This is a genomic window from Siansivirga zeaxanthinifaciens CC-SAMT-1 (assembly GCF_000941055.1).
GTDB classification, from domain to species: domain Bacteria; phylum Bacteroidota; class Bacteroidia; order Flavobacteriales; family Flavobacteriaceae; genus Siansivirga; species Siansivirga zeaxanthinifaciens.
The window spans coordinates 1855778-1880852 of record NZ_CP007202.1 but is presented as its reverse complement, the minus strand read 5'-3'; the positions used below and the strand labels follow the sequence as shown (position 1 = coordinate 1880852).

The window sequence follows — 25075 nt, the reverse complement described above, 5'->3', positions numbered from 1 at the left end:
CTACCTTTGATAACCAACTAGTTTCTTAAATGACCCCAATTAAATACATGCTTTTAAAAAAAGTAATTCTAATAATTTTTCTAATTAGCATTTGTTTTAAAACATATGCTCAACAATTAGTTACAGGAAAAATTATTGATAAAGAAAATGGTTTAGCACTCGCAGAGGTTATAATTAAAGATTCACAAAACAAAACAGTTGGCACATCGAATACTTTAGGGGAATTTGTACTCGGTAACCAAGGTACTTTTTATTTTTCAAAAAAAGGATATCATCAGGCGGTTATAAACTTTTTAAAACCCGAATTTTCGGTAGTTACGTTAGAACAGGAAATATCGCAATTAAATGAAATTATTGTAAACGCCAACCACATCCCAAAAAACATTAATACCTCAAACACCACCATAAACCTTATAACAAATGAGGATATACAACGAGGAAATACCATAAATTTCAATGAGATTTTAAACAGAATACCCAGTGTTTTTATTCAATCTGGTGCGTTAAACACGAATAAAATTTCTATTCGAGGTATCGGTTCGAGAAACCTCTTCGGCACTACTAAAATTCGCGCTTATTTTCAAGATATCCCACTAACCTCTGGAAACGGTGAAACTAATATTGAAGATTTTGAATTAGGCGCTATGGGTCGTTTAGAAATTATTAAAGGTGCCAACTCCAGCATCTATGGCTCTGGTTTAGGCGGTACGATTCATTTAATTCCTGATAAAGCGCGTTTAAATCAAACTGAAGTTCAAAATGACTTCACTCTGGGATCTTTCGGATTAATAAAAGATTTGATAAAAGTTAATTATGGATTAAAAACACATAGTTTTAGTGCTATTTACAGCAATACGCATAGCGATGGATACAGAGAAAATAACACCTATAACCGACAAACGTTCACTTTAAATTCTAATCATTATTTAAATACAAATAACGACTTATCTTTTTTAGCGAGTTTTATTGATTTAAAAGCCTTTATACCAAGTTCGGTAAACAGAGATACTTATATTAACAATCCGAAATTAGCGGCAACTAATTGGAAACAATCAGAAGGTAACGAAGATACGCAACGAGGTATTCTGGGTATCACATGGAATCATCAATACAACCAAGCACTAAAACATATTACCAGTGTGTTTTCATCTTTTAAAACGGGCTTTGAACCCAGACCTTTTGATATTTTAAGCGAAAAAACCTCGGCTATTGGCATTAGAAGTCGAATTTTAGGCACTCACCAAAAACTAAATTGGACCTTTGGTGCCGAACTTTTTAAAGACTACTTAGTGAATAAGAACTTCGAAAATTTATATCAAAATTTCCTTCCAGAAACTGGAAGTGTTCAGGGTGACAAATTCTCTCATTTCAGAGAAAAAAGAACCTATTATAACATCTTTTTTGAAAGTAATTATTCCATTTCCGAAACTTCATTGGTAACCATTGGCTTAAATTACAATCAAACATCATACATTCTTAAAGATCTGTTTAATAGCGATTCAAGCACAGATCAATCGGGAACCTATGAGTTTAAAGGCATGCTTTCGCCTAAACTAGGTTTTACACAGCATATTAACAACAACCTTGTTTTATATACCAGTGTAAGTCATGGTTTTTCTCCACCAACTACAGCCGAAACATTATTACCCGATGGCTTAATAAATAACAATATAAAACCAGAAACTGGCTGGAATTTTGAGTTGGGTACGCGGTATAAACTTCTTGATAATCGCCTACATATGAACCTAGCAATTTTTCGCTTAGATGTTAGAAATTTATTGGTTGCAAGACGAACGGGTAACGACAAATTTATTGGTGTTAACGCAGGAAGAACTCAACACGATGGTTTAGAGTTAATTTTAAATTACCAATGGCTTAAAAATGATTTTATAACCATAAGCCCATATGCATCTTACACACTAAATAATTTTAAATTTAAATCGTTTATTGATGATGGAAAAAATTTCTCAGGTAACAAGCTTACAGGTGTTCCATCTAACCTATTAAATTTAGGAATTGATATTAAAACGCATTTCGGATGGTATTCAAGTATTAATTATCAGTATGTTGGAAAAATTCCTATGAATGATATGAATAGTCTATTTTCCGATGCTTATAACTTAACTAACATAAAATTAGGGTATAAAAACAACTTTAATAAGCATCTTAATTTTAATGTGTATTTCGGACTTAATAATCTTTTTAACACCCATTATGCTTCACAAATACTTATTAATGCCATGGGTTTTAATGGGGCGGCGCCTCGTTATTATTATCCGGGCGAACCTATAAATTATTACACAGGATTAAATTTAAAGTATAATTTTAATTAAATTTACAAGAAAAGAAACTATGAAACGGTTATTTACAGCATTTATAATTGTTTTTATAACATTACATGCCTGCGCACAACAAACAGAATCGGAAGTTGAAGTAACAACGCCCCAAAACTTAAATTATACTTACGAGTTAGTTGTTCCTGAACTAAACATTCCTTGGGGTATGGTATTTTTACCCGATGGCAGTATGCTAATTACCGAAAAATCGGGTGAACTTATTCATTTTAAAAACGGTATTAAAACCAATATCACAGGTTTACCAAACGTTTATGTTCGTGGTCAAGGCGGTTTAATGGATATTGAACTGCATCCCGATTATGCTAATAACGGATGGATTTATTTATCGTATGCCTCTGCAGAAGGTGAAGGCGATGGTGGTAATACAGCTATTGTGCGCGCCAAAATAAAAGACAACGCGCTGGTAGACATACAACAATTATACAAAGCTGGCCCAAACACAAAAAAGGGGCAACATTTTGGTTCTCGAATAGAATTTGATAACGATGGGTATTTATACTTTTCAATTGGGGAGCGCGGCGAACGCGATGTTAACCCTCAAGATATTACACGCGATTGCGGAAAAATTTACAGACTTTATGACGATGGACGCATTCCCGAAGACAATCCTTTTGTAAATGAGCCTAATGCAAAAAAAGCGATTTATAGTTACGGACATAGAAATCCGCAAGGCATGACGAAAAATCCAAAAACAGGTGCTATTTGGGTTCACGAACATGGTCCTCAAGGAGGTGATGAAATAAATATTATAGATAAAGGAAAAAACTTTGGCTGGCCTGTAATTTCTTATGGCATTAATTATAATGGAACACCTTTTACAGACATTACTAAAAAAGAAGGCATGGAACAACCGCTTTTTTATTGGGTACCATCCATCGCACCAAGTGGTATGACTTTTGTAACATCAAATAACTATCCAGACTGGAATGATAACTTACTGGTAGGATCATTAAAATTTAAATATTTAGAACGTCTGGTTATTGAAAACAATAAAGTAATAAAACGCGAAAAATTATTTGAAAACATAGGTCGTGTTAGAAACGTGCGACAAGCTCCCGATGGCTTTATTTATGTCGCTGTTGAAGGAACAGGCATTGTTAAAATAATTCAGAAAAAATAAAATAAAATGAAATATATCGTACTTAGCTTAGCAGCATCAGCAATCCTTTTTATTTCTAATACAAATCAAAAGTCACCTCTAAAAGAAAGTATTGAAAGAGGGAATGAAATTTATACAGATTTTTGTGTATCGTGTCACTTACCTAATGGTCAAGGGGTTCGGAAAACATATCCTCCATTAGCTAATTCTGATTATCTAATTAAAAAACAAGAAGCAAGTATTAAAGCTATTAAATACGGCTTATCTGGATCGATTTTAGTAAACGGAGAAACATACAATAATGTTATGACTCCCATGGGTTTGGACGATCAAGAAATAGCCGATGTTATGAATTATATTAACAACAGTTGGGGTAATAAAAACGATAAGATGGTTACCAAACTACAAGTTAGTAAGGTCAAAAAATAAATTAATAAACCTGTATTGATTTACATTTGTATAAATTTGTAATCGTAAATTAAATTTTAAATTTTCATGCTAATTATAGGAATCGCTGGCGGTACTGGCTGTGGCAAAACAACCGTTGTAAATCAAATACTTAACGAATTACCAGAGGGTGAAGTTGGTATAATTTCACAAGATTCTTATTATAAAGACACCACGCATTTAAGCTATGAAGAGCGTACTAAAATTAATTTCGACCATCCGAAGTCTATCGATTTTAGTCTTTTAGAAAGTCATTTAAAAGATTTAAAAAAAGGCATCCCCATACACCAACCTGTGTATTCCTTTGTTAAACACAATAGAACCGGAGATACCATTTTAACACACCCAAGAAAAGTAATGATTGTTGAAGGTATTTTAATATTAACGCATCCCGAGTTACGCGATATGTTTGATATTAAAGTATTCGTACATGCCGATACAGACGAACGTTTAATAAGAAGATTAAAACGCGATATAACAGAACGAGGCCGCGATTTAGACGAAGTTTTAACACGCTATCAAACCACGTTAAAACCGATGCATAATCAATTTATTGAGCCAACAAAAGAGTTTGCAGACATTATAATTCCTAACAATAAATACAATACTGTTGCGGTTAATATTGTTCGCACCATCATAAACGACCGATTATATAATGGCACTATTAAAGCATAAATTTTTAAAACCTTTTAAAAATATTTTCATCCTAATTATAGCTGTTTTTATAGTTTGGATGCTTTTTTTTGATGCCAACTCATGGCTTATTCACCATGAACTTAATAACGATATTGAAGCTTTAGAAAGTGAAAAAGAATATTACCAAAAGGAAATAGAGAAAGACAATAAAGCTTTAAAAAAATTATCTACCGAAGAAGGTTTAGAAAAATTTGCTCGCGAAGCTTATTATATGAAGCGTGAGAATGAAGAAATTTTTATAATAGAATACGAAGATAGCCTTAAAAACAAACCGAATGAGTAATGAATTGTTTGATGAATTTCCAGACATTTCCACCAAACAGTGGAAACAACTCATTCAATTTGAATTAAATGGGGCCGATTATAACGACACCCTCATTTGGAAAAGTAACGACGATATTTCGGTTAAACCTTTTTACAATGCCGATGATGTAAAAACCAATTTACAAGCATTAACTTCCAAAGAAAACAGCTTTAATATTTGTCAAACTATATTTGTTGCCGATGTTAATAAATCGAATCAAAAAGCAAAAAAAATTATTCAAAACGGAGTAAGTTACCTCAAATTCATAATCCCAAGTAATACCATTTCAATAGAAAAACTTATTGAAAACATCGATTCGAAGGAGCTTGTTTTTCATTTTGAATTACTTTTTTTAGATGCATCTTACGTAGAAAAATTAACAGAAACACTTTCAAATACAAAATTTTACATCGATACAGATATCATATCGCATCTTTGTAAAACGGGCAATTGGCATCAAAACCTTCAAACAGATTTTGAAGCTTTTCAAAAAATTACAAATCAAACAAATACCATTTTAATAAACACAAAAGGGTATCAAAATGCAGGAGCCAACATGGTTCAACAGCTGGGGTATGCCCTAGCCCATGCCAACGAATATTTAAACTATTTAGAAAACAATGGCGTACAAAAACCTTTAGATGCCTTCATTTTTATTTTTGAAGTTTCTGTAGGCTCTAATTACTTTTTTGAAATTGCCAAACTAAGAGCACTTAGAATTTTGTGGCATACCTTGGCAAAAGCTTGCAAAGCAAATACCACCTGTACTATTTTGGCACAACCTAGTAAACGTAATAAAACCATATACGATAAACACAGCAATTTACTGCGAACTACAACAGAATACATGAGTGCAGCTTTGGGCGGCGCCAACACCATTACAACCTTGCCTTTCGATGTAATTTTTAAAAAAAGTAATAGTTTTAGTGAGCGTATGGCCCGAAATCAACTTTTAATTTTAAAAAACGAAAGTTATTTCGATAAGGTTTCTAATCCGGCCGATGGAGCTTATTACATAGAATCTTTAACCCATCAACTGGCTGAAAAAGGTTTGAATTTATTTAAAGAAATTGAACAAAACGGTGGTATTTTAAAGCTATTAAAGACTGGTACCATTCAGCGAAAAATAAAAGAAAGTGCCCAAAAAGAACAAGAACAATTCGATTCTGGCGCATACACTTTAGTTGGCACTAACAAATACCAAATGGATTCAGAACAAATAAAAACAGCCATAGAATTGTATCCATTTGTAAAAACAAATGCCCGAAAAACACTTATAGAACCTATTATTGAAAAACGACTGTCTGAAAATTTAGAACAAGCGCGATTAAATAAAGAAAAATAACAATTTCATATTCTAAAAAAACAGATATAATTTGTTGATAGAATGAAAATTAAATCGCCATATAAAACGGGCTTGTTAATTTTAAAAAACTGTTAACAACTTCCATTTCATATCCTGATAAATAATTGTATTTTTACCGTTAATAAAACCAAATTATTTAATGGGTAAAATCATTGCAATTGCTAATCAAAAAGGAGGCGTTGGTAAAACCACCACCTCGATAAATTTAGCTGCTTCACTTGGTGTACTAGAAAAAAAAGTCCTACTTATAGATGCTGATCCTCAAGCAAATGCCACATCGGGCATAGGAATAAATGTAGAAAATGTAGAAATAGGCACCTATCAACTTTTAGAGCATTCTAGTTCGGCTAGAGAAGCTATCGTAAAAACGGAAACCCCTAACTTAGATATTATTCCTGCCCACATCGACTTGGTTGCTATTGAAATCGAGCTTGTTGATAAAGAGGAAAGAGAATATATGCTAAAGAAGGCTCTTGCAGAAATAAAAGATGATTACGATTATATTATAATTGACTGCGCACCTTCCTTAGGGTTATTAACATTAAATGCCCTAACAGCTGCAAATTCGGTTGTGATTCCTATACAGTGTGAATATTTCGCTTTAGAAGGTTTAGGTAAACTTTTAAACACTATAAAAAGTGTACAAAAAGTACATAATGCCGAATTAGATATTGAAGGTTTATTGTTAACCATGTACGATGCGCGCTTGAGATTATCAAATCAGGTTGTTGAAGAAGTACAAAAACATTTTAACGATATGGTTTTCCAAACTATCATACAGCGTAATGTGCGCTTAAGTGAAGCACCAAGTTACGGAGAAAGTATTATTAATTATGATGCTGCGAGTAAAGGCGCTACAAATTATTTAAGTTTGGCTAAAGAAATCATTAACAAAAACGCTTAATTTATGGCTAAGGCAACAAAAAAACAAGCTTTAGGTAGAGGTTTATCGGCTCTTTTAAAAGACCCAAGTAACGACATTCAATCTGTACAAGATAAAAATGCCGACCAAGTTATTGGCAATATCATTGAGCTGGATATAGATTTTATTGAAGTTAATCCGTTTCAGCCTAGAACCAATTTTAGCGAAGAATCGTTAAGAGAACTTGCTTCCTCTATTAAAGAACTTGGTATTATTCAACCCATAACCGTAAGAAAACTAGGTTTTAACCAGTACCAGTTGGTTTCTGGTGAACGCCGTTTTCGAGCATCTAAACTTATTGGTTTAGAAACCATTCCTGCTTACATTCGAATTGCTAACGACCAAGAATCGTTAGAAATGGCATTGGTTGAAAATATTCAACGTCAAGATTTAGACCCTATAGAAATCGCACTTTCGTATCAACGTTTAATAGACGAAATAAATTTAACTCAAGAACAAATGAGTGAACGTGTAGGCAAAAAACGTTCTACCATTACCAATTATTTACGTTTGTTAAAGCTAGACCCAATTATTCAAACGGGTATGCGCGATGGTTTTATTTCTATGGGACATGGTCGTGCATTAATTGCTATTGAAGACCAAACAATTCAATTAGATGTTTACGAAAAAGTACTTTCAAACCAGCTATCGGTTAGAGATACCGAAGCATTGGTTAGAAATTATGGCAATGAAACTACAAGTAAAACAAGTTCACAGAAAACACAAGAAAGCATCCCTAGTTATATAAAAGAAGGTGTTTCTGCATTTTCAGAATACTTTGGGCATAAAATAGACGTTAAAGTTTCTAAAAATGGTAAAGGTAAAATTACTATTCCTTTTCATTCGGAAGAAGACTTTAAACGTATTAAAAAACTAGTAGAAGGTGCTAAATAAATTAGTAATAGCAAGTATATTTTCACTTTTGCTTTGTCTTAGCTTAGATGCTCAAGAAAAAGAAGTTTCTAAAAAAGAAGACACTAAAAAAGAAAATATTAAAGAAGCAGTAGTTATAGATTCTATTGTTGCTACAAACAACAATATAGATCCGTTAGCACCTGCTAAAGCTGCTTTCTACTCTGCCATCTTACCTGGTTTAGGTCAAGCCTACAATAAAAAATACTGGAAAATACCCATAGTTTATGCTGCTTTAGGAACAGGTATTTATTTTTATTCTACAAATAACAAAGAATATAACAGATATCGAGACGCCTACAAAAGCAGATTAGCAGGTTTTACAAACGACGAGTTTTATTTTGATTCTCAAGGAAATCAACTATCACAACCTCGTGTTACAACCCAAGGTCTAGAACGTGGTCAAAAATTTTACAGAAAAAACAAAGAAATTTCACTTTTAGTAACCATAGGGCTTTATGCCTTAAATATTATAGATGCTAACGTTGATGCGCATTTATTACAATACAATGTTGATGAAAAACTATCGTTAGCACCACATTTTAAAATAAACGAAATTGATGCTTCTAGCAACGTGGGGCTAACTTTAAATTTCAAATTTTAACCTTTTACAACAAAAATAAATTTTAATATGAAAATTGCTTTACTTGGATACGGGAAAATGGGTAAAACCATAGAGCAAATTGCTATTAATCGCGGACATGAAATCGTTTTAACGGTAGATAAAGATGACGACAACTACGATATCAAAAAAGCTGATGTGGCTATCGATTTTAGTATTCCTTCAGTAGCATTTAACAATATTTCAAATTGCTTAAATAATGGCGTTCCTGTTATTTCAGGAACTACTGGTTGGTTAGAGAGCTACGATAAAGCTGTTGCTTTATGTGAAGAAAAAAAAGGTGCTTTTATTTATGCTTCAAATTATAGTTTAGGGGTTAATATCTTTTTTGAACTAAATAAAACATTGGCTAAAATGATGAGTAACTTGAAACAATACAATGTTTCGATGGAAGAAATTCATCATACCCAAAAATTAGATGCCCCAAGTGGTACAGCAATTTCGCTTGCTAACGATATTATAGCTAATAACAATAATTTTAGTAATTGGAAGCTCGACGAAACCGGCGAAGCCATTATTCCAATTACCGCCAAACGCATTGAAGATGTTCCAGGAACTCATACAGTAACTTACCAAAGTGAAGTCGATACCATTACTATAGAACATATCGCTCACAACCGCCAAGGATTTGCATTGGGTGCTGTTATTGCAGCCGAATGGATTGTTGGTAAAACGGGTATTTTTACCATGAATGATGTGTTAAATATTGGTTAATGCCAGCACGTTATGTAACAACATAAAGCTGTATAGCTACTAACAAAAAATTAAAATTACGATTATGACATTAATGCAATGGTTTATTTTTATTCTAATTATTCAAGTAATTCATGGTTTAGGAACTTGGAAACTATATATTAAGGCTGGAAGACAAGCTTGGGAAGCTTTTGTTCCTGTTTACAATGCTGTGGTTTTAATGAAAATAATAAATCGTCCTTGGTGGTGGGTTATTCTTTTGTTTTTACCCATTGTAAACCTCATTATGTTCATAGTTGTTTGGGTAGAAACTGCCAGAAGTTTTGGTAAAAACACCTATTTAGATACGTTTTTAGCAATTATTACGCTAGGTTTTTACAACTACTACCTTAATTATTTTACAAATGTAGAACACGTAAAAAACAGAAGTCTTAATCCTAAATCGAGTTCTGGAGAATGGACAAGTTCTATTTTATTTGCCATTGTAGCAGCTACCATTGTTCATACGTATTTTATTCAACCGTTTACCATACCATCGTCTTCGCTTGAAAAATCATTGCTTGTTGGCGATTTCTTATTTGTAAGTAAATTTCATTATGGAGCGCGTGTACCCATGACTACTATTGCAGCTCCGATGGTGCACGACACAATACCTAAGTTTGGGATTAAATCTTATTTATTCGACGATCATAAAAATAGCGACTCTTGGAAAAATAAATTTCAACTACCGTATTTAAGAATTCCAGGTTTTCAAAACATTAAACGTAACGATATTGTTGTATTCAATCAGCCAGCCGATACGTTGTTGGATATGAATGATTTTCATCCAGACCGAAACTATTATAAACCCATCGATAAAAAAACAAACTTAGTAAAACGTTGTGTTGCAATTGCAGGCGATACTTTAGAGGTACGCGATGGTTTTGTGTTTGTTAACGGAAAACAAAATGTTTTACCAGACAGAGCGCATTTACAATTTAGTTATTATGTACAACCAAAAAGTACGCAGTTTGATGCTAAATTTTTAAAGGATCGTTACGATATTACCGATGGTTTTGGCATTATAAATTCTCAAAATACCTATTATTTCTCTGCGATTTCAGATGAAGCTTTGAAGAATTTTAAAGACAATCCGAATGTGTTAAGTATCACACCAAACAAACAAAAGGAAGGCGAAAGAGATCCAAATATTTTCCCTCATGATCCTAACTATAATTGGAATGTAGATTACTTCGGGCCCTTATATATCCCTGAAAAAGGTAAAACTATCGACTTAAATTTAGAGGTTTTACCACTTTACAAACGTGCTATTTCAGAATACGAACACAACGATTTAAAAGTAAAAGGTAACCAGATTTACATTAATGGAGCCTTAGCCAAAACTTATACTTTTAAACAAAATTACTATTGGATGATGGGTGACAACCGCCACAACTCGATAGATGCACGTGCCTGGGGCTTAGTACCTTTCGATCATGTGGTTGGAAAACCGGTGTTTATTTGGATGAGCTGGGATGGTGCAAAAGCACGATGGGATCGTTTCTTTACAACCGTTAATGGTACTGGCAAAGCGACTTCTTTTTTAATTCCGTTTTTAGTGGTGTTGTTAGGTTGGATAGGCTTTAACAAATGGAGAGCGAGAAAAAAGAATAGTTAATTCGTTTATTCATTGCATTGTTAATTCGATGAAATGACGTTTGAAATGTATTCTTTTAGTTTTGAAAAATTAGACGTTTTGGTTCAAGCTGAAAAGCTTTCAAAAGATATTTACGCAATCATCAGTAAATTTTCAGCTGAGGAAAAGTTTGGAATAACGACACAATTAAGAAGCGTTTCCATTTCTATTTGTTCTAAAATTGCAGAAGGATCTTTAGAAAACCAATTAGTTGAACGCCATAAAAAACTATCAAACAAACAAATAAGTGCATCAATAAATGAGCATTATACTACATCCCACATACTTCGCCAATATTGCGCATTTTACTGCGATTGCAAATACCAACGAAGTAGTATTTGAGGCCCATGATAATTTCTTAAAACAAACCTATAGAAACAGGAGCTATATTTATGGAGCTAACGGAAAATTAGCATTAAATATTCCTGTTATTTACACTCAAAAAAACAGACAGAAATACAAAGATGTAAAGATTTTTAATGAAGAAAAATGGCAAAGTGCTCATTGGAAATCATTATTATCGGCCTATAAAACATCGCCTTTTTTTGAATATTACGAAGATGACATCAAACCTCTTTTTGAAAAAAAAGCAGAGTATATTTTCGATTTTAACATGAATTGCTTCGAGATTATTTGTGAGTGTCTGCAATTTGAAGTAAACACCTCTTTTTCTGAAGCCTATCATAAAGACATAGAAAACGTTTCAGATTTACGCCAATTAGTTCATGCTAAAAAAGAACCCGATTATACATTTGAAAGTTATACGCAGGTATTTGACGAAAAACACGGATTTATCCCTAATTTAAGCATCCTCGATTTACTTTTTAATGAAGGCCCGAATGCCTTAAATTATTTAGAAAACCAAACCTTAAGTTTATAATCATGTTACAAACAGTTGCGCATTACGGTTGCCACATTTTATTACCGCTAGCCATAGCATGGATAGGTTATAGATCGCAATGGAAAATGGCGTTTCTAATTATGCTATCGGGTATGTGGATTGATGTAGACCACCTTTTAGCAACTCCAATTTTTAGTCCGAATAGATGCAGTATTAATTTTCATCCGCTACACTCCTATTTCGCTATAACGGTTTATCTATTTCTTTTAATACCTAAAAAATCGCGCTTAGTAGCTTTAGGATTGGTTGCTCATATTATTGCCGATTTGGTTGATTGTTCTTTTATGAGCTAATCATCTAATGCGAAGGTAGACATGATGGGATAATGGTCTGATAAATGCGCGTTATACGATTTAAAACCATTTACTTTAAAAGCTTCATCGGCAAAAATAAAATCGATTCTAACAGGGAAAAACTTAAAATCGTAGGTACGACCAAACCCATTTCCTGCCTCTTTAAAAGCATCATTTAAGTCGCTTTTAATTTTTCTATACACGTATGAATATGCTGTATTATTAAAATCGCCACAAACAATTACACGGTATTTACATTTCTTTTTATGCTCTAAAAACAGTTCTGTTTGTAATTGTTGCATTTTAAATGTTGAGCCTGCACGTTTTAATAAACGCTCGGAATCTTCAGTTTTTAAAACTTCTATTCTGGTGTTAATTCGAAGCGATTCAAGATGCACATTATATACCCTTATCGTGTCTTTTCCTTTAACAATATCAACAAAAATTGCATTATTAGGTGTGTTTGGAAATTCAACCGAACCCGAATTTATAATGCGATATTTAGAAAAAATAGCCTGTCCATATTTTATTTTCTTTCCAGAAACATGTTCGTATTTATATTTAAAAAAAGATAAATTAACATTTTTATGAGGATGATATTCCTGAATACTTAAAATATCGGGGGCTTCTGTTTTAACAAAATCTACAATTTTAGATTCAATATTATTTTCTGGAATCCAGTCGTAAACATTAAAAAGTCTCACATTGAAATTCATAACTTTAAAGTTATTCGGACTTTCAATTTTTTTGGATGCTGAAAATTTATAAATAGACCCAAACATGAGATACCCCAAACACAAGGTAAGCAGCGACAATATAAGTTGTTTTCTTAGTTGAAATAACCAGTATAAAAAAAACAACACATTACATAAAACTAAAAACGGTACTCCTAAATTGAGTACCGATAAAATTGAAAATGTTTTTGGCGGAAAAAAGGGCAATGCGAACGAAAACAAAAGCACCAGTGCAAAAATAATATTAGCACTATAAATTAATTTATTGATGAAGCTTAAGTTTTTCATACATGTAAAACGGTGAAAAAATAAATATAAAAAGTGCTATTTACCGGCTCTAAAAAGAAATTCCTTTTCTTCCGAAGTTAAACTATCGTAACCACTTTTACTAATTTTATCTAAAATAACATCTATCTTCTTTTGGTTGTTAAACTCATTAAAATCTGCTTTATTGTAGCCACCAACCTTCGATTTATTTTTGTGTACCGTTTTTAGAGGTCCTTTTTTTGATGGTTTAATAGATTTTATAAAACTAACCATGCTTTCAAAACCTCTGCCAATATCGTTGCCTTTTATTAATTCTTTAGCATAAAAATAACCTAAAATGGCGCCGCCAAGATGCGCTAAATTACCGCCTGCATTGAGTCCAAATAACCCAAACACATCGAGTATAACAATAGCTAAACCAATATACCAAAGCTTGATATTAAATGTAAAAAATCGAACTTCTTGATTGGGCAAATACGCACATATAAAAATTAATAAGGCTCTAATGGCTGCCGAGGCACCAACCAGCGTAGAATTTGATCCAAAAAAACCAGGCAACAAACCATATCCCAGCATAAAAAGCATGCCACCACTCATGGCTCCTAAAAAATAAATATTTACAGCCATTTTAGGACTAAAAAGATTTAGAAACATGCGCGCTATAAAGTACAACCATAACATATTAAATAGCATATGTATAAAATCGTAATGTAAAAACGCGTAACTAATAATAGCCCAGGGACGTTCTATAAATTTTGAGAAATTACTGGGTAATTCAAACCAAATTAAGTAAGGCCTAAGTAACAAGCCAATAACAAAAACCAAAACATTAACTACAATGATTTTTTCTAAAACATTAAGTCTGGCCAATTTATATTTTACATCGTCTAACAAAGTCATTAATTCCAGCGATTTCTATTAAACTGATTTCGTTTCCAATACCACATAATTATTAATCCAATTAAAGCGCCACCAACATGTGCCATATAAGCAGTGTTGCTCGGGCTAAAAAATGATTGTCCAGTAACACCTGAGATTAAATCTAAAATAATAATTCCTGGTATAAAATATTTTGCTTTTATAGGAATTGGTAGAAAAATCATCATTAACTCTGCGTTCGGATTCATCATGCCAAAAGCCACTAAAATACCCATAATACAACCCGAAGCACCCACCATGGTACTATTGTTTGTTATAACATTCATGTTATAAAGAGCATTAAATGCCGATTGGTCTATAGATGAATAATTAACATCGTATTCGTTAAAAACCTGAATCATCTCTTTTGATAAAATCTTACTATCAAAGAAGTTACCGTTTAAAATATTTAAATTAATAACTTTATCTACCAACGCATCAGGTAAACCCAAGGCAGAAATATCATTTAAATAGGGTAAATATTCAAAATAATAAAACCCAACCTGCAAGGCTACGGCACCTAAACCTGCCGAAAAATAAATAAACAAAAACCGTTTACTTCCAAGCACTTGTTCTACAGGTGTTCCAAACATCCAAAGCGCCAGCATATTAAACAGCAAATGCGTAAACCCACCATGCATAAACATATGAGTAACAATTTGCCAAAATTGGAACGTATCGTTTTTAGGGAAATGCATCGCAAATAAATCGTAAAACAATTGTCCTCCACCAACGGTTAAGGTGCCTATAAACATAATCACGTTTATAATTATTAAATGTTTTACTGTTTCAGATATTCGCATCATAATCTAAATAAATTTTTTATCTAACTCATCAACACTCATGGTTATAAATGTTGTTCTATTAGTTGGAGAGACGTTGGGTTCTTTACAAGCAAATAACTTGTTAACCAAATGTTCTTGTTCTTCTTTCTTTAAAGTTTGGCCGGTTCGAATGGCTAGACTCTTTGCCATCGATTTTGCCAATAAGTCTGTAGCACTAAAGTTACTGTCTGGCACTTCGTTTTCGACATCACTTATTAATTGTTCTAAAATAATAGAAACTTCGCTTTCTGGAATGCTAACAGGTACACCAGATATTTCAATACTATCTTTTTTTAAGTTAGAAAACACAAAACCAGTGTGCTCTAAATCTTCCTTTAATTCTTTAATAATATCTATTTCTTGCGTTGAAAAATGCAACTGAAGCGGAAATAGCAACTGCTGGCTTACCCCTTCTTTAATTGTCATATTTCTTAAAAAATCTTCATATAAAATACGCTGATGCGCTCGGTGTTGGTCGATAACCAACATCCCCGATTTTATGGTGCTAACAATATATTTATTATGAAGTTGATAGGTGGTTTGTGCCTGATCTACTTTAGACTCATCATTAAATGCGGAAATGGTGGTTTCATCGCTTTCAAAGTGAACCTCACTAAAATCTTGCGTATTTTTGGTGCCTTTAGATTCTAAACCAACATAAAGGCTTTCCCAACCTGTTGTATCTTCTTTTTTATATGATGAAGCCATACTAACTGACCGTTGTCTGGGTTTAGCATCTTCGGTAAAAGGATTAAAACTTCTATCGACTTCAATGGTTGGGGTATTTGATACCTTATTGTTAAATGTATATGGTGTGTCTAAACTAGAATCGCGCTCAAAATCTAAAACCGGAGCTATATTAAACTGACCTAAACTATGCTTTACAGCCGAGCGTAATAAAGCATAAAGCGTATGCTCGTCGTCGAATTTAATTTCGGTTTTAGTTGGATGAATGTTAATATCTATGGTTTGCGGATTAACATATAAATTTAAAAAATAACTAGGATGGGTTCCGTTTTTAAGAAGCCCCTCAAATGCCGATGAAATGGCATGGTTTAAATAAGCACTTTTTATGAAGCGATCGTTTACAAAAAAGTATTGTTCGCCTCTTGTTTTTTTAGCAAACTCTGGTTTTCCAACAAATCCAGAAATGGTTAATATTTCGGTTTCTTCTTCAACCGGAACTAATTTTTCATTGGTTTTATTTCCGAATATATTAACAATACGTTGTCTTAAATTACTGTTTGGTAGGTTAAAAGTCTCACTACCATTATTATACAGCGCGAAGCTTATGGTAGGATGCGCCAAAGCTACCCTGTGAAATTCATCAAAAATATGACGCAGTTCTACGGTATTGGATTTTAAAAAATTACGTCGGGCAGGAATATTAAAAAATAAATTTTTAACAGCAATAGAAGTTCCGTTGGGCGTAACAACAATATCTTGTTCGGTTACCGTACTACCTTCAATTACAATAACGGTTCCTACCTCGTCTGTTTCTTGTTTGGTTTTTAACTCTACATGGGCAATCGCTGCAATACTGGCTAAAGCCTCTCCCCTAAACCCTTTTGTATTTAGTTGAAATAAATCTTCGGCACTTCTAATTTTTGAGGTAGCATGTCTTTCAAAGCTAAGTCTGGCATCGGTAGCACTCATGCCTTTTCCATTGTCTATTACCTGCACCAGGGTTTTCCCGGCATCTTTAACAATAAGCTTTATGGAAGTTGCTCCGGCATCAATGGCATTTTCTAATAACTCTTTTACTACCGAGGCTGGACGTTGTACTACCTCTCCAGCTGCTATTTGATTGGCTACATGATCGGGTAGAAGCTGAATAATATCTGCCATGAATTATTTAAAAAATATAGATAAATCGAAATCAATTATTAATAAAAACAAAAACACCAGTATCAACACAATAATTAATATACGTCTGTTGGTTTCTTTATCTCTGTTGTTTTTTAGGTCATCTAAGGCATTTTTAAATTTTGTTTTTAAACCTACGTTAGGACCTACCGTTTTTCTAAACTCGTCAAATTTATGCTTTATTTCAAAAGGGTTACCTTCGCCATTATCATTAAAATATCGCGGTTGGTAACTAAATTTTTTATTTTTACGCTGTTTTAAAAGCCCCATAATATCTAACTTTTTTTAATTGAATTTAGAATCCAATATATACATGCAAATCAATAATAATACCAAAATTAAAAGCAATGTTTTTAATGACATAACGCCTTTAACTTTACGTGTACTATAATTTTCACCTTTCCATTTAGATATAAAATCAGGTTTCTCAGAAGTTTCTGAAAAATTTTCAGTCTCCGATTTTTTTTGAAATCGAGGCTGATAATTAAAGGTTTTATTTTTACGTTGATTAAACAATTTTGACGAATACTTATACCTCAAAAATACTTAAAAAAGAACAGAAACACGGGTTTGATTTGCCAAAAAATGTTAACAAACAATTAGACAACACCAACATTTTGAATAATAATATTTTTGACTTGTAGCTACAACAGTTAAAGCCAGAATAGAAAAAAGCCTTAACTGTTTTTACGTAAGTCTGCCATTTTAATTGCAGCAATAGCAGCTTCAGTGCCTTTATTTCCATGCTTACCACCCGAACGATCGATAGCTTGCTGCATAGTATTATCGGTTAATACACAAAATATAACAGGTGTATCATGAAGCACATTTAAGTCTTTTATACCCTGAGCAACGCCTTCACAAACAAAATCGAAATGCTTGGTTTCACCTTGAATAACACTTCCTATGGCAATAACCGCATCCACATTTTGTTGCTGCATTTTTTTACTGCCATAAATAAGTTCATAACTTCCTGGCACATTCCAGCGTGTAATATTTTCTGGTAAAACACCATTTTCTATTAAAGCCTCAATGGCGCCTTTACATAATCCTTCGGTAATGGTATCATTCCACTCTGAAACAACAATCCCAAATCGAAAGTCTTTCGCATTTGGGATTGTAGCTTTATCGTAATGAGATAAATTTTTATTTATTGTAGCCATAGTTTATTTTCCTGCTAACACTTGCGCTTTTCCTATAAATACCTCTATAGAGCTTGCTTCACTAGAATTAGGATACATGTCTTTAATTTTATTAAAATACGTAAGTGCTTTATCTGCATCGCCTAAATCTAAAGCAATAGCACCTGCTTTGTACAAATACATTGGTGTAGTGTATTCGTTATCTCTTAAATTTGCTGCATTTTCGTAGTATTCAAGAGCATCTTTTGGCTGATTTAATTGCACAAAAGCATCACCAATATTACCTTTTGCTAATGGTGCTAAAATTTCATCATCACTTTCAAAATCGCTTAAATACTTTACGGCATTTTTGTAATCTTTAAGTCTTAAATAAGCTGTGCCAGCATAATAATGCGCTAAGTTTGCTGTAGGCGTACCACTGTATTCATTAATAATATCAATCATACCATATTTACCTTCGCCTCCATTTAAAGACAATGTAAATAAAGAATCTTTCTCAACAGCATTTACTGCCTGATCGAAATATTTTTGAGCTTGAAACATATCGTTCATAGCAGTTACTTGTTTAGGTTTAGCAATAAATTCTTTATAACCTAAATAGCCTAATACTAAAACCGCAACAACACCTATTATAATGAATATATATTTTTGATTTTTCGCTACAAAATCTTCAGTTTTTGAAGCTGTTTCATCTAAGGTATTAAATACTTCTGCTGTTGTTGATTCGATCTCCTCAACGTGCTCTTTCTCTTCTTTAGTTTTAGGTTTGTAACCTCTTTTATTATATGTTGCCATTTATCTAGTCTAAAATTAATGCGCCGCAAAAATATAATTTTTCTTCATAACTAAAAGGTTATTTATTTGATATTTTTCAATAATTTGCACATCCTTTTAAAGAGTCACGAATTCTTAATTTACTACAACCCATTTTTTTCATGATTTTAACAACGTTATCGTTACTTAATTATAAAAATTTTGAAAGCAAACAATTTACTTTCAACCATAAAATAAATTGCATTGTGGGGAATAATGGTATTGGTAAAACCAATGTTTTAGATGCCATTTATCACTTATCGTTTGGTAAAAGTTATTTCAACCCCGTTGCTAGTCAGAATATAAAACACGATGAAGACTTTTTTGTTATTAATGGTGACTATATAAAAGAAGAAAAAACTGAAAAAGTTATAGTAAGTTTAAAACGAGGACAAAAAAAAGTAATTAAGCGTAACGGCAAACCCTACGAAAAATTTAGTGACCATATAGGCTTTTTGCCTTTAGTTATTATTTCGCCAGCCGATAGAGATTTAATTATTGAAGGCAGCGAAACACGAAGAAAATTTATAGATAGTGTGATCTCGCAAAGCGATAAAACCTATTTAAACCACCTAATTAATTACAATAAAATTTTAGCGCAAAGAAATGCGTTGTTGAAATATTTTGCCCTTAATCATACTTTTAATAAAGACACTTTAGATGTTTACAATACGCAGTTAAACGATTTCGGATCGGTGATTTTTGAAAAACGAGAAGCCTTTTTAAAAACCTTTATTCCTATATTTAAAGCACGATATAAAGTTATTAGCAGCAATAACGAGGAGGTAGAACTTGTTTACGACAGTACTTTATTTGAAGATTCGCTTTATAATCTTTTAAATTCTAACATTAATAAGGACAAAGCACTTCAATATACCAGTGTAGGTATTCATAAAGATGATTTAATTTTTAATATTGAAGGTCACCCCATAAAAAAATTTGGTAGCCAAGGGCAGCAAAAATCATTTTTAATTGCTTTAAAATTGGCACAATTCGATTTTATAAAAGCTCAGAGTGGTGTTAACCCCATCTTATTGTTAGATGATATTTTTGATAAATTAGATGAAAACAGAGTGGCTCAAATAATAAAATTGGTAGACGATGAAAATTTCGGACAGTTATTTATTAGTGATACACACGCCGACCGTACCGAAAAAGCTGTAAAACAAGCCCATCAATCGTATGAGATTTTCAGACTTTAATTTCCATGAATTTAGCGCAACATTACAGAAATTTATATCTCGATGCTGTTAACAAAATAAAAAACAACACCTACCAAGTCGATCCTTTAATTAACGACAAAAACGACAACCGGTTTGGCATTACCTTATTATTACGACCCAGCCAAGAGGTTAAAAACAATATTCAGCGCGTTCTCAATCAATTTAAAGCCATTGAACCCCATCAATATTATTACAAAAATGAAGACATCCATATAACGGTTATGTCTATAATTTCTTGTTATAATGGTTTTAAACTCGAAAACATAGATATTAACCAGTACATAGAGGTAATTAATAACAGTTTAATTGAAAATCCAGAAATTGAAATTACATTTAAAGGGTTAACCGCTTCTCCTTCGTGTATCATGCTTCAGGGCTTTTTAACAAATGATTCCTTAAATATTATTAGAAATAACTTAAGAACTCATTTTAAAAACACGAACTTAGAGCAAAGTATAGATAAACGATACGCCATTCAAACGGCACATAGCACCATAATTCGTTTTAAAGAACAATTAACTGATAAATCGGCCTTTTTAAAATTGATAGATTCTTATAAAGATTATAACTTTGGAAGTTTCAAACCAAATCAATTAGAATTAGTTTACAACGATTGGTATCAAAAAGAAGCTTTGCTGAAAAAACTAGCTTTATTTACAATTTAAAACATTCATATTAAAACATGGCAAAACGAAATAACGAACATATAAGTATATCTGATGCCTTAAAAGAATTTGTTCAAACCAATAATTTAGAAAAAGGATTGAATAAAGTTAATGTTGCAGATGCTTGGGCAGAATTAATGGGGAATGGTGTAAATAATTATACAACATCTGTAAATTTAGAAAGAGACACGCTTTATATACAACTAACTTCCAGTGTTTTAAGAGAAGAATTAAGTTATGGCAAAGAAAAAATAATTACCATGTTAAACGAACAACTTGGAAAAGAAATTATTAAAAAACTGATTTTAAGATAATTAGATATTACATATTTCTATAAAAAAAAGCCAAAAAACTAACAAGGTATTGTTATTTAAGTTACATTTGTCACTTAATTTATTATAATACAAATACAATGAGTAAAGGTACCGTAAAATTTTTCAACGACTCTAAAGGTTTTGGATTCATCGTTGAAGATGACAACAACAAAGAACATTTCGTACACATTTCAGGACTTATCGATGAAATTCGTGAAGGTGATGCCGTAGAATTCGATCTACAAGAAGGTAGAAAAGGATTAAACGCCGTAAACGTAAAAGTAATCTAACAATATACTTTAACAATTACATTTAAAAGGCTATCGTAAACGATAGCCTTTTTTTGTGCTTTAAAAGATTAAAAATTATTAAAAAATAAAATTAATTTTTAAAAACTTTTATATTACTTTTATAATCCTAACTATTAACAACTTAAATATGATTAAAGGAACTGTAAAATTTTTCAATGATGCTAAAGGCTTCGGTTTTATTATTGAAGATGGTTCGAAAAAAGAACATTTTGTTCACATTTCAGGTTTAATTGACGAAGTTCGTGAAGGCGACGTTGTTGAATTTGAATTAAAAGAAGGTAAAAAAGGATTAAACGCAGTAAATGTAAAAGTAATTTAATATATACTATTTAATTTTTTTAAGACAACAAAAAACCCACAATAACATTGTGGGTTTTTTATTTAAAATATGTGTTTTAATTAAAACATCTCTCTGCCAGAAAAATGGAAAGCACCTTCGATGGCAGCGTTTTCATCGCTGTCACTACCGTGAACAGCATTTTCGCTAATAGAATTTGCGAATAATTTTCTAATAGTGCCTTCTGCAGCATCAGCAGGATTTGTTGCTCCAATTAAGGTTCTAAAATCTTCAACAGCATTCTCTTTTTCTAAAATAGCAGCAACAATTGGTCCTCTAGTCATGTATTCAACTAATTCAGGAAAAAACGGACGCTCACTGTGTATGCCATAAAATGCTTTAGCATCGGCAGTTGTCATTTGTGTTAATTTCATTGCTACAATTCTAAATCCTGAAGCTGTAATTTTTTCTAATATTGCACCAATATTACCCTTTTCTACAGAGTCTGGTTTTAGCATTGTAAATGTTCTGTTTGTAGCCATGGCTTGTTTTTTCTTTTTTAAAATTTAATTAAGCTGTTTTCTAAAACATCAATTTATATTAAAAAACAGTCATTGCAAAACGCTTGCAATTTTGCTGCAAAAGTAAGGTATTTATCCATAAAAACAAGACCTGCTAATTTTAAAAAAATTGTATATTGGTGGTCTATGAAAAAACAAGACATAACAAACATAAAAGCCTTACTATCAAATAAAAACAAAATTGTTATTGTTCCACATAAAAACCCAGATGGTGACGCTGTAGGTTCTACCATGGGGCTTTATCATTATCTTCAAAAGAAAAATCAAGACGTCATAGTAATTGCTCCTAACGATTATCCGCATTTTTTAAAATGGATTCCTGGCGAAAGCACCATATTAAAGCACGATTTACAAACTAAAATGTGTAACAATTATATACGCGAAGCCGATATTATTTTCACTTTAGATTTTAATGCCTTTCATAGAGCCGGAAACATGGAGCACATGCTGGCTCATAGTACTGCACTAAAAATCATGATAGACCACCACCAGGCACCCGACCCATACGCAACCTATATGTACAGCGATGTAACTATGAGTTCTACCTGTGAAATGGTATTTAATTTTATAAACATGATGGGTGATGAAGAACTTATTGATGAAAATATAGCAACCTGTCTTTACACAGGCATCATGACCGATACAGGATCTTTCAGGTTTCCTTGTACAACCAGTGAAACCCATAAAATTATTTCAAAACTTATTAAAAAAGGAGCTAACAACTCACAAATTCATAATAACATTTACGACACCAACAGTTTTGAAGCTCTACAACTTTTGGGTTGTGCCTTAACAAATTTAAAAGTTTTACAAGATTACAAAACGGCATACATTACCTTATCTCAAGAAGAATTAAATAAATACAACTACAAAAAAGGAGACACCGAAGGCATTGTAAATTATGGTTTATCGGTACAAGGCATTGTTTTAGCAGCTATTTTTATTGAAGACAAACAAGAAGGTATTATTAAAATATCACTAAGATCTAAAGGTCATTTTTCTGTAAACGAAATGTCTCGTGCACACTTTGATGGTGGCGGACATATTAACGCTGCAGGTGGCAAAAGCTATTTATCTTTAAAAGAAACTGTTGATAAATTTATTAGTATATTGCCTAGTTATAAAAAAGCCCTAACTAATGAATAAATTAATCACATTTATACTGTTATTAGTAATAATAGCCTGTAAATCACCCGAAGCCCGCCGTCCAATTTCGGTTAAAAGTGGCTCTTTTATTGATGCTTCGGTAGAAAGAAACAAAAAATTAAACGCCAAAGAAGAAGCCATCATTAACAAGTATATGAAGCTTCGTAAAGACAATGAATACATTGCCTCTGGTAATGGTTTTTGGTATTATTACAACGTAAAGAACGATGTCGATTCGCTTAAAACTCCAGATTTTGGAGATATTGTAAACTACAATTACAATTTAAAATCTTTTACCGGACAAACTATTTACACAACAGAAGAACTAAAAACTCGCACATATACCATCGATAAAGAAGAATTATTTTCTGGCTTAAGAGAAGGCTTAAAACTAATGAAAACAGGAGAAACAGTTACGTTCTTATTTCCTTCACAAAAGGCGTTTGGTTATTATGGCGACGAAAATAAAATAGGAAGCAATACACCTATAATTTGCGAAGTAACTTTAAATTCTATCATTGAAAACACCACTAATTAAAATGCCCCAAACAATGCATACAATTAAAATTTTTCTTGTTTTAATTATATTAAGCTTTACCTCTTGTAAGGCGCAATATCCAGATTTAGAAGATGGAATATATGCCGAATTTGTTACAACAAAAGGCACGATGTTAGCAAAACTAACCTACGACAAAACCCCAGTAACGGTGGCAAACTTTGTATCGTTAGCCGAAGGAACAAATACGTTAGTTGACAGTATTTATTTAAAAAAGAAGTTTTATAACGGCACCATTTTTCATCGTGTAATTGATAGTTTCATGATTCAGGGAGGCGACCCTAAAGGAACGGGTAGCGGAAGTCCTGGTTACAAATTTATGGATGAATTTAACCCGGATCTTAAACACGATAAACCCGGAATTTTATCTATGGCTAACTCGGGTCCTAAAACAAATGGCAGCCAATTTTTTATAACCGAGGTGGCGACACCGCATTTAGACAATCGCCATACGGTTTTTGGAGAACTGGTTTTGGGTCTCGATGTTCAAGACAGCATTTCCAATGTAGAAACTCAAGCGGGTAATCGCCCTGTGGTAGACGTCGTAATAAAAGAGTTAAACATTATTAGAAAAGGAAAAGAAGCGAAAACATTTGATGCTCCAAAAATGTTTAAAGGTCATTTTATTGAAGCCGAACGCCTAGAAAAAGAAAAAATAGCAAAAGCCGAGGCTTTACTTAAAGCCAATGTTGAAAAATTTAATATGCAAAGAGAAAAAGCTATTAGTTTAAATTCTGGGTTAAAATATTATATCACTGAAAAAGGCACAGGAGAGCCCTTAAAAAAATCGGCAGAAGTATTAGCCAATTACACCCTCTATTTTGAAGACGGAAAATTTTTAGAAACTAGCAAATTAGAAGCTGCAGAAGCGAATGATGCTGTAAACGAACAACGTAAAGAAGCTGGTAAATACGAGCCAATCGTTTGCGATATCAGACCAAATGCTCGAATGATTGCAGGTTTTAAAGAAGGTTTACAGCAATTAAGCGTTGGAGATAAGGCCACATTATTTATACCCTATCATTTGGCTTATGGAGAATCTGGAAACAGAGGCATACCGCCTAGATCTAATTTAATTTTTGAAGTTGAAATTTTAGAAATTAAAAAATAACCCATAAAAATTACTTGTAGTTTTTCAAATTATAAAGAAA

The 25075-nt window shown here is 32.5% G+C and carries 30 protein-coding genes; 22 read left to right on the top strand and 8 right to left on the bottom strand.

Translation table 11 applies throughout. The annotated features are described in order from the left end of the window. The first annotated feature begins 29 nt into the window (after positions 1-29). The 14 genes from AW14_RS08565 (at position 30) to AW14_RS08505 (ending at position 12287) form a co-directional block, all read left to right on the top strand. On the top strand, positions 30-2333 hold the full coding sequence (locus AW14_RS08565; protein WP_245617572.1) for a TonB-dependent receptor family protein: 2304 nt from the start codon (positions 30-32) through the stop codon (positions 2331-2333). Positions 2334-2352: 19 nt separating this feature from the next. Beyond that, positions 2353-3477, top strand: a complete 1125-nt coding sequence (locus tag AW14_RS08560; RefSeq protein WP_044638440.1) for a PQQ-dependent sugar dehydrogenase — start codon at positions 2353-2355, stop codon at positions 3475-3477. A gap of 6 nt (positions 3478-3483) precedes the next feature. Then, the gene (locus AW14_RS08555) at positions 3484-3885 is read left to right on the top strand and encodes a c-type cytochrome (RefSeq protein ID WP_044638439.1); all 402 of its coding nucleotides are present in this window, start codon (positions 3484-3486) and stop codon (positions 3883-3885) included. Positions 3886-3951: 66 nt separating this feature from the next. Then, positions 3952-4578, top strand: coding sequence for a uridine kinase (gene udk, locus AW14_RS08550; protein WP_044638438.1), 627 nt, complete (start codon positions 3952-3954; stop codon positions 4576-4578). Then, positions 4559-4882 (top strand): FtsB family cell division protein, encoded by a 324-nt coding sequence (locus AW14_RS08545; protein WP_044638437.1) that lies wholly within the window; start codon positions 4559-4561, stop codon positions 4880-4882. The genes udk and AW14_RS08545 overlap by 20 nt, the downstream gene beginning before the upstream one ends. Further along, entirely contained in the window at positions 4875-6248 is a 1374-nt protein-coding gene (locus AW14_RS08540; RefSeq protein WP_044638436.1) for a methylmalonyl-CoA mutase subunit beta, read from the top strand. Before AW14_RS08545 ends, AW14_RS08540 begins: the two co-directional genes overlap by 8 nt. Before the next feature lie 160 nt (positions 6249-6408). Beyond that, positions 6409-7173, top strand: a complete 765-nt coding sequence (locus AW14_RS08535; protein WP_044638435.1) for a ParA family protein — start codon at positions 6409-6411, stop codon at positions 7171-7173. Between the two features lie 3 nt (positions 7174-7176). Beyond that, positions 7177-8085 (top strand): ParB/RepB/Spo0J family partition protein, encoded by a 909-nt coding sequence (locus tag AW14_RS08530; RefSeq protein WP_044638434.1) that lies wholly within the window; start codon positions 7177-7179, stop codon positions 8083-8085. After that, positions 8075-8707: a DUF5683 domain-containing protein gene (locus tag AW14_RS08525; RefSeq protein WP_044638433.1), complete on the top strand. Its 633-nt coding sequence runs from the start codon at positions 8075-8077 to the stop codon at positions 8705-8707. Before AW14_RS08530 ends, AW14_RS08525 begins: the two co-directional genes overlap by 11 nt. Before the next feature lie 27 nt (positions 8708-8734). Further along, positions 8735-9439 carry a 4-hydroxy-tetrahydrodipicolinate reductase gene (dapB, locus tag AW14_RS08520; protein WP_044638432.1) on the top strand — a complete coding sequence of 235 codons (705 nt, stop codon included), beginning with the start codon at positions 8735-8737 and terminating at the stop codon, positions 9437-9439. Positions 9440-9503: 64 nt separating this feature from the next. After that, on the top strand, positions 9504-11075 hold the full coding sequence (lepB, locus tag AW14_RS08515; RefSeq protein ID WP_044638431.1) for a signal peptidase I: 1572 nt from the start codon (positions 9504-9506) through the stop codon (positions 11073-11075). 33 nt (positions 11076-11108) lie between these two features. Beyond that, the gene (locus AW14_RS15325; RefSeq protein WP_084708825.1) at positions 11109-11435 is read left to right on the top strand and encodes a four helix bundle protein; all 327 of its coding nucleotides are present in this window, start codon (positions 11109-11111) and stop codon (positions 11433-11435) included. Next, positions 11353-11973 carry a WbqC family protein gene (locus AW14_RS08510; protein WP_044638430.1) on the top strand — a complete coding sequence of 207 codons (621 nt, stop codon included), beginning with the start codon at positions 11353-11355 and terminating at the stop codon, positions 11971-11973. Before AW14_RS15325 ends, AW14_RS08510 begins: the two co-directional genes overlap by 83 nt. A gap of 2 nt (positions 11974-11975) precedes the next feature. After that, a complete protein-coding gene (locus tag AW14_RS08505; RefSeq protein ID WP_044638429.1) occupies positions 11976-12287 on the top strand; it encodes a DUF6122 family protein in 312 nt (103 codons plus the stop codon). Here AW14_RS08505 and AW14_RS08500 read toward each other — a convergent pair. The 7 genes from AW14_RS08500 to AW14_RS08465 form a co-directional block, all read right to left on the bottom strand. Then, entirely contained in the window at positions 12284-13309 is a 1026-nt protein-coding gene (locus AW14_RS08500) for an endonuclease/exonuclease/phosphatase family protein (protein ID WP_044638428.1), read from the bottom strand. The genes AW14_RS08505 and AW14_RS08500 overlap by 4 nt on opposite strands. Positions 13310-13345: 36 nt before the next feature. Further along, complete coding sequence (locus AW14_RS08495) at positions 13346-14188, bottom strand: rhomboid family intramembrane serine protease (protein ID WP_044638427.1); 843 nt, start codon at positions 14186-14188, stop codon at positions 13346-13348. After that, on the bottom strand, positions 14188-15012 hold the full coding sequence (locus tag AW14_RS08490) for a rhomboid family intramembrane serine protease (protein WP_044638426.1): 825 nt from the start codon (positions 15010-15012) through the stop codon (positions 14188-14190). Before AW14_RS08490 ends, AW14_RS08495 begins: the two co-directional genes overlap by 1 nt. 3 nt (positions 15013-15015) lie before the next feature. Then, a complete protein-coding gene (mutL, locus tag AW14_RS08485) occupies positions 15016-16878 on the bottom strand; it encodes a DNA mismatch repair endonuclease MutL (RefSeq protein ID WP_044638425.1) in 1863 nt (620 codons plus the stop codon). 3 nt (positions 16879-16881) lie between these two features. Beyond that, positions 16882-17166, bottom strand: a complete 285-nt coding sequence (locus AW14_RS08480; RefSeq protein ID WP_044638424.1) for a hypothetical protein — start codon at positions 17164-17166, stop codon at positions 16882-16884. A gap of 407 nt (positions 17167-17573) precedes the next feature. After that, complete coding sequence (gene ribH / locus AW14_RS08470) at positions 17574-18059, bottom strand: 6,7-dimethyl-8-ribityllumazine synthase (RefSeq protein WP_044638422.1); 486 nt, start codon at positions 18057-18059, stop codon at positions 17574-17576. A 3-nt stretch (positions 18060-18062) separates the two neighbouring features. Further along, positions 18063-18833, bottom strand: a complete 771-nt coding sequence (locus AW14_RS08465; protein WP_044638421.1) for a tetratricopeptide repeat protein — start codon at positions 18831-18833, stop codon at positions 18063-18065. 140 nt (positions 18834-18973) lie between these two features. Between AW14_RS08465 and recF the strand changes: the two genes are divergently transcribed. From recF to AW14_RS08440, 5 genes are all read left to right on the top strand, one after another. Then, the gene (recF, locus tag AW14_RS08460; RefSeq protein WP_044638420.1) at positions 18974-20053 is read left to right on the top strand and encodes a DNA replication/repair protein RecF; all 1080 of its coding nucleotides are present in this window, start codon (positions 18974-18976) and stop codon (positions 20051-20053) included. Positions 20054-20058: 5 nt separating this feature from the next. Next, entirely contained in the window at positions 20059-20739 is a 681-nt protein-coding gene (locus tag AW14_RS08455) for an AKAP7-like phosphoesterase domain-containing protein (protein WP_044638419.1), read from the top strand. 17 nt (positions 20740-20756) lie between these two features. Beyond that, positions 20757-21053 carry a DUF721 domain-containing protein gene (locus AW14_RS08450; RefSeq protein ID WP_044638418.1) on the top strand — a complete coding sequence of 99 codons (297 nt, stop codon included), beginning with the start codon at positions 20757-20759 and terminating at the stop codon, positions 21051-21053. A 98-nt stretch (positions 21054-21151) separates the two neighbouring features. Further along, a complete protein-coding gene (locus AW14_RS08445) occupies positions 21152-21343 on the top strand; it encodes a cold-shock protein (RefSeq protein WP_042242688.1) in 192 nt (63 codons plus the stop codon). A 148-nt stretch (positions 21344-21491) separates the two neighbouring features. Continuing rightward, positions 21492-21683 (top strand): cold-shock protein, encoded by a 192-nt coding sequence (locus AW14_RS08440; RefSeq protein ID WP_044638417.1) that lies wholly within the window; start codon positions 21492-21494, stop codon positions 21681-21683. A gap of 80 nt (positions 21684-21763) precedes the next feature. Here AW14_RS08440 and AW14_RS08435 read toward each other — a convergent pair whose 3' ends face one another. Next, complete coding sequence (locus tag AW14_RS08435; protein ID WP_044638416.1) at positions 21764-22183, bottom strand: nucleoside-diphosphate kinase; 420 nt, start codon at positions 22181-22183, stop codon at positions 21764-21766. Positions 22184-22348: 165 nt separating this feature from the next. On the opposite strand from AW14_RS08435, the gene AW14_RS08430 reads away from it, so the two are divergent. Genes AW14_RS08430 through AW14_RS08420 form a run of 3 tightly spaced genes read left to right on the top strand, consistent with a single transcriptional unit; the run spans position 22349 to position 25035 of the window. Beyond that, the gene (locus tag AW14_RS08430; RefSeq protein ID WP_044639559.1) at positions 22349-23368 is read left to right on the top strand and encodes a DHH family phosphoesterase; all 1020 of its coding nucleotides are present in this window, start codon (positions 22349-22351) and stop codon (positions 23366-23368) included. Then, positions 23361-23906, top strand: coding sequence for a gliding motility-associated peptidyl-prolyl isomerase GldI (gene gldI, locus AW14_RS08425; protein ID WP_044638415.1), 546 nt, complete (start codon positions 23361-23363; stop codon positions 23904-23906). The genes AW14_RS08430 and gldI overlap by 8 nt, the downstream gene beginning before the upstream one ends. A 13-nt stretch (positions 23907-23919) precedes the next feature. After that, entirely contained in the window at positions 23920-25035 is a 1116-nt protein-coding gene (locus tag AW14_RS08420) for a peptidylprolyl isomerase (RefSeq protein WP_044639558.1), read from the top strand. The last annotated feature ends 40 nt before the right edge of the window (positions 25036-25075 follow it).

What these genes read in the sequence shown, in the direction of transcription:
- gldI (WP_044638415.1), top strand. Translation starts at nt 23,361, where the DNA reads ATGAATAAATTAATCACATTTATACTGTTATTAGTAATAATAGCCTGT.
- AW14_RS08435 (WP_044638416.1), bottom strand. Translation starts at nt 22,183, where the DNA reads ATGGCTACAAACAGAACATTTACAATGCTAAAACCAGACTCTGTAGAA.
- AW14_RS08430 (WP_044639559.1), top strand. Translation starts at nt 22,349, where the DNA reads ATGAAAAAACAAGACATAACAAACATAAAAGCCTTACTATCAAATAAA.
- AW14_RS08545 (WP_044638437.1), top strand. Translation starts at nt 4,559, where the DNA reads ATGGCACTATTAAAGCATAAATTTTTAAAACCTTTTAAAAATATTTTC.
- AW14_RS08530 (WP_044638434.1), top strand. Translation starts at nt 7,177, where the DNA reads ATGGCTAAGGCAACAAAAAAACAAGCTTTAGGTAGAGGTTTATCGGCT.
- recF (WP_044638420.1), top strand. Translation starts at nt 18,974, where the DNA reads ATGATTTTAACAACGTTATCGTTACTTAATTATAAAAATTTTGAAAGC.
- AW14_RS08540 (WP_044638436.1), top strand. Translation starts at nt 4,875, where the DNA reads ATGAGTAATGAATTGTTTGATGAATTTCCAGACATTTCCACCAAACAG.
- AW14_RS08445 (WP_042242688.1), top strand. Translation starts at nt 21,152, where the DNA reads ATGAGTAAAGGTACCGTAAAATTTTTCAACGACTCTAAAGGTTTTGGA.
- AW14_RS08535 (WP_044638435.1), top strand. Translation starts at nt 6,409, where the DNA reads ATGGGTAAAATCATTGCAATTGCTAATCAAAAAGGAGGCGTTGGTAAA.
- dapB (WP_044638432.1), top strand. Translation starts at nt 8,735, where the DNA reads ATGAAAATTGCTTTACTTGGATACGGGAAAATGGGTAAAACCATAGAG.
- AW14_RS08480 (WP_044638424.1), bottom strand. Translation starts at nt 17,166, where the DNA reads ATGGGGCTTTTAAAACAGCGTAAAAATAAAAAATTTAGTTACCAACCG.
- AW14_RS08500 (WP_044638428.1), bottom strand. Translation starts at nt 13,309, where the DNA reads ATGAAAAACTTAAGCTTCATCAATAAATTAATTTATAGTGCTAATATT.
- ribH (WP_044638422.1), bottom strand. Translation starts at nt 18,059, where the DNA reads ATGGCTACAATAAATAAAAATTTATCTCATTACGATAAAGCTACAATC.
- AW14_RS08455 (WP_044638419.1), top strand. Translation starts at nt 20,059, where the DNA reads ATGAATTTAGCGCAACATTACAGAAATTTATATCTCGATGCTGTTAAC.
- AW14_RS08490 (WP_044638426.1), bottom strand. Translation starts at nt 15,012, where the DNA reads ATGATGCGAATATCTGAAACAGTAAAACATTTAATAATTATAAACGTG.
- AW14_RS08465 (WP_044638421.1), bottom strand. Translation starts at nt 18,833, where the DNA reads ATGGCAACATATAATAAAAGAGGTTACAAACCTAAAACTAAAGAAGAG.
- AW14_RS08420 (WP_044639558.1), top strand. Translation starts at nt 23,920, where the DNA reads ATGCATACAATTAAAATTTTTCTTGTTTTAATTATATTAAGCTTTACC.
- lepB (WP_044638431.1), top strand. Translation starts at nt 9,504, where the DNA reads ATGACATTAATGCAATGGTTTATTTTTATTCTAATTATTCAAGTAATT.
- mutL (WP_044638425.1), bottom strand. Translation starts at nt 16,878, where the DNA reads ATGGCAGATATTATTCAGCTTCTACCCGATCATGTAGCCAATCAAATA.
- AW14_RS15325 (WP_084708825.1), top strand. Translation starts at nt 11,109, where the DNA reads ATGACGTTTGAAATGTATTCTTTTAGTTTTGAAAAATTAGACGTTTTG.
- AW14_RS08510 (WP_044638430.1), top strand. Translation starts at nt 11,353, where the DNA reads ATGAGCATTATACTACATCCCACATACTTCGCCAATATTGCGCATTTT.
- AW14_RS08450 (WP_044638418.1), top strand. Translation starts at nt 20,757, where the DNA reads ATGGCAAAACGAAATAACGAACATATAAGTATATCTGATGCCTTAAAA.
- AW14_RS08505 (WP_044638429.1), top strand. Translation starts at nt 11,976, where the DNA reads ATGTTACAAACAGTTGCGCATTACGGTTGCCACATTTTATTACCGCTA.
- AW14_RS08560 (WP_044638440.1), top strand. Translation starts at nt 2,353, where the DNA reads ATGAAACGGTTATTTACAGCATTTATAATTGTTTTTATAACATTACAT.
- AW14_RS08555 (WP_044638439.1), top strand. Translation starts at nt 3,484, where the DNA reads ATGAAATATATCGTACTTAGCTTAGCAGCATCAGCAATCCTTTTTATT.
- AW14_RS08565 (WP_245617572.1), top strand. Translation starts at nt 30, where the DNA reads ATGACCCCAATTAAATACATGCTTTTAAAAAAAGTAATTCTAATAATT.
- AW14_RS08440 (WP_044638417.1), top strand. Translation starts at nt 21,492, where the DNA reads ATGATTAAAGGAACTGTAAAATTTTTCAATGATGCTAAAGGCTTCGGT.
- AW14_RS08495 (WP_044638427.1), bottom strand. Translation starts at nt 14,188, where the DNA reads ATGACTTTGTTAGACGATGTAAAATATAAATTGGCCAGACTTAATGTT.
- udk (WP_044638438.1), top strand. Translation starts at nt 3,952, where the DNA reads ATGCTAATTATAGGAATCGCTGGCGGTACTGGCTGTGGCAAAACAACC.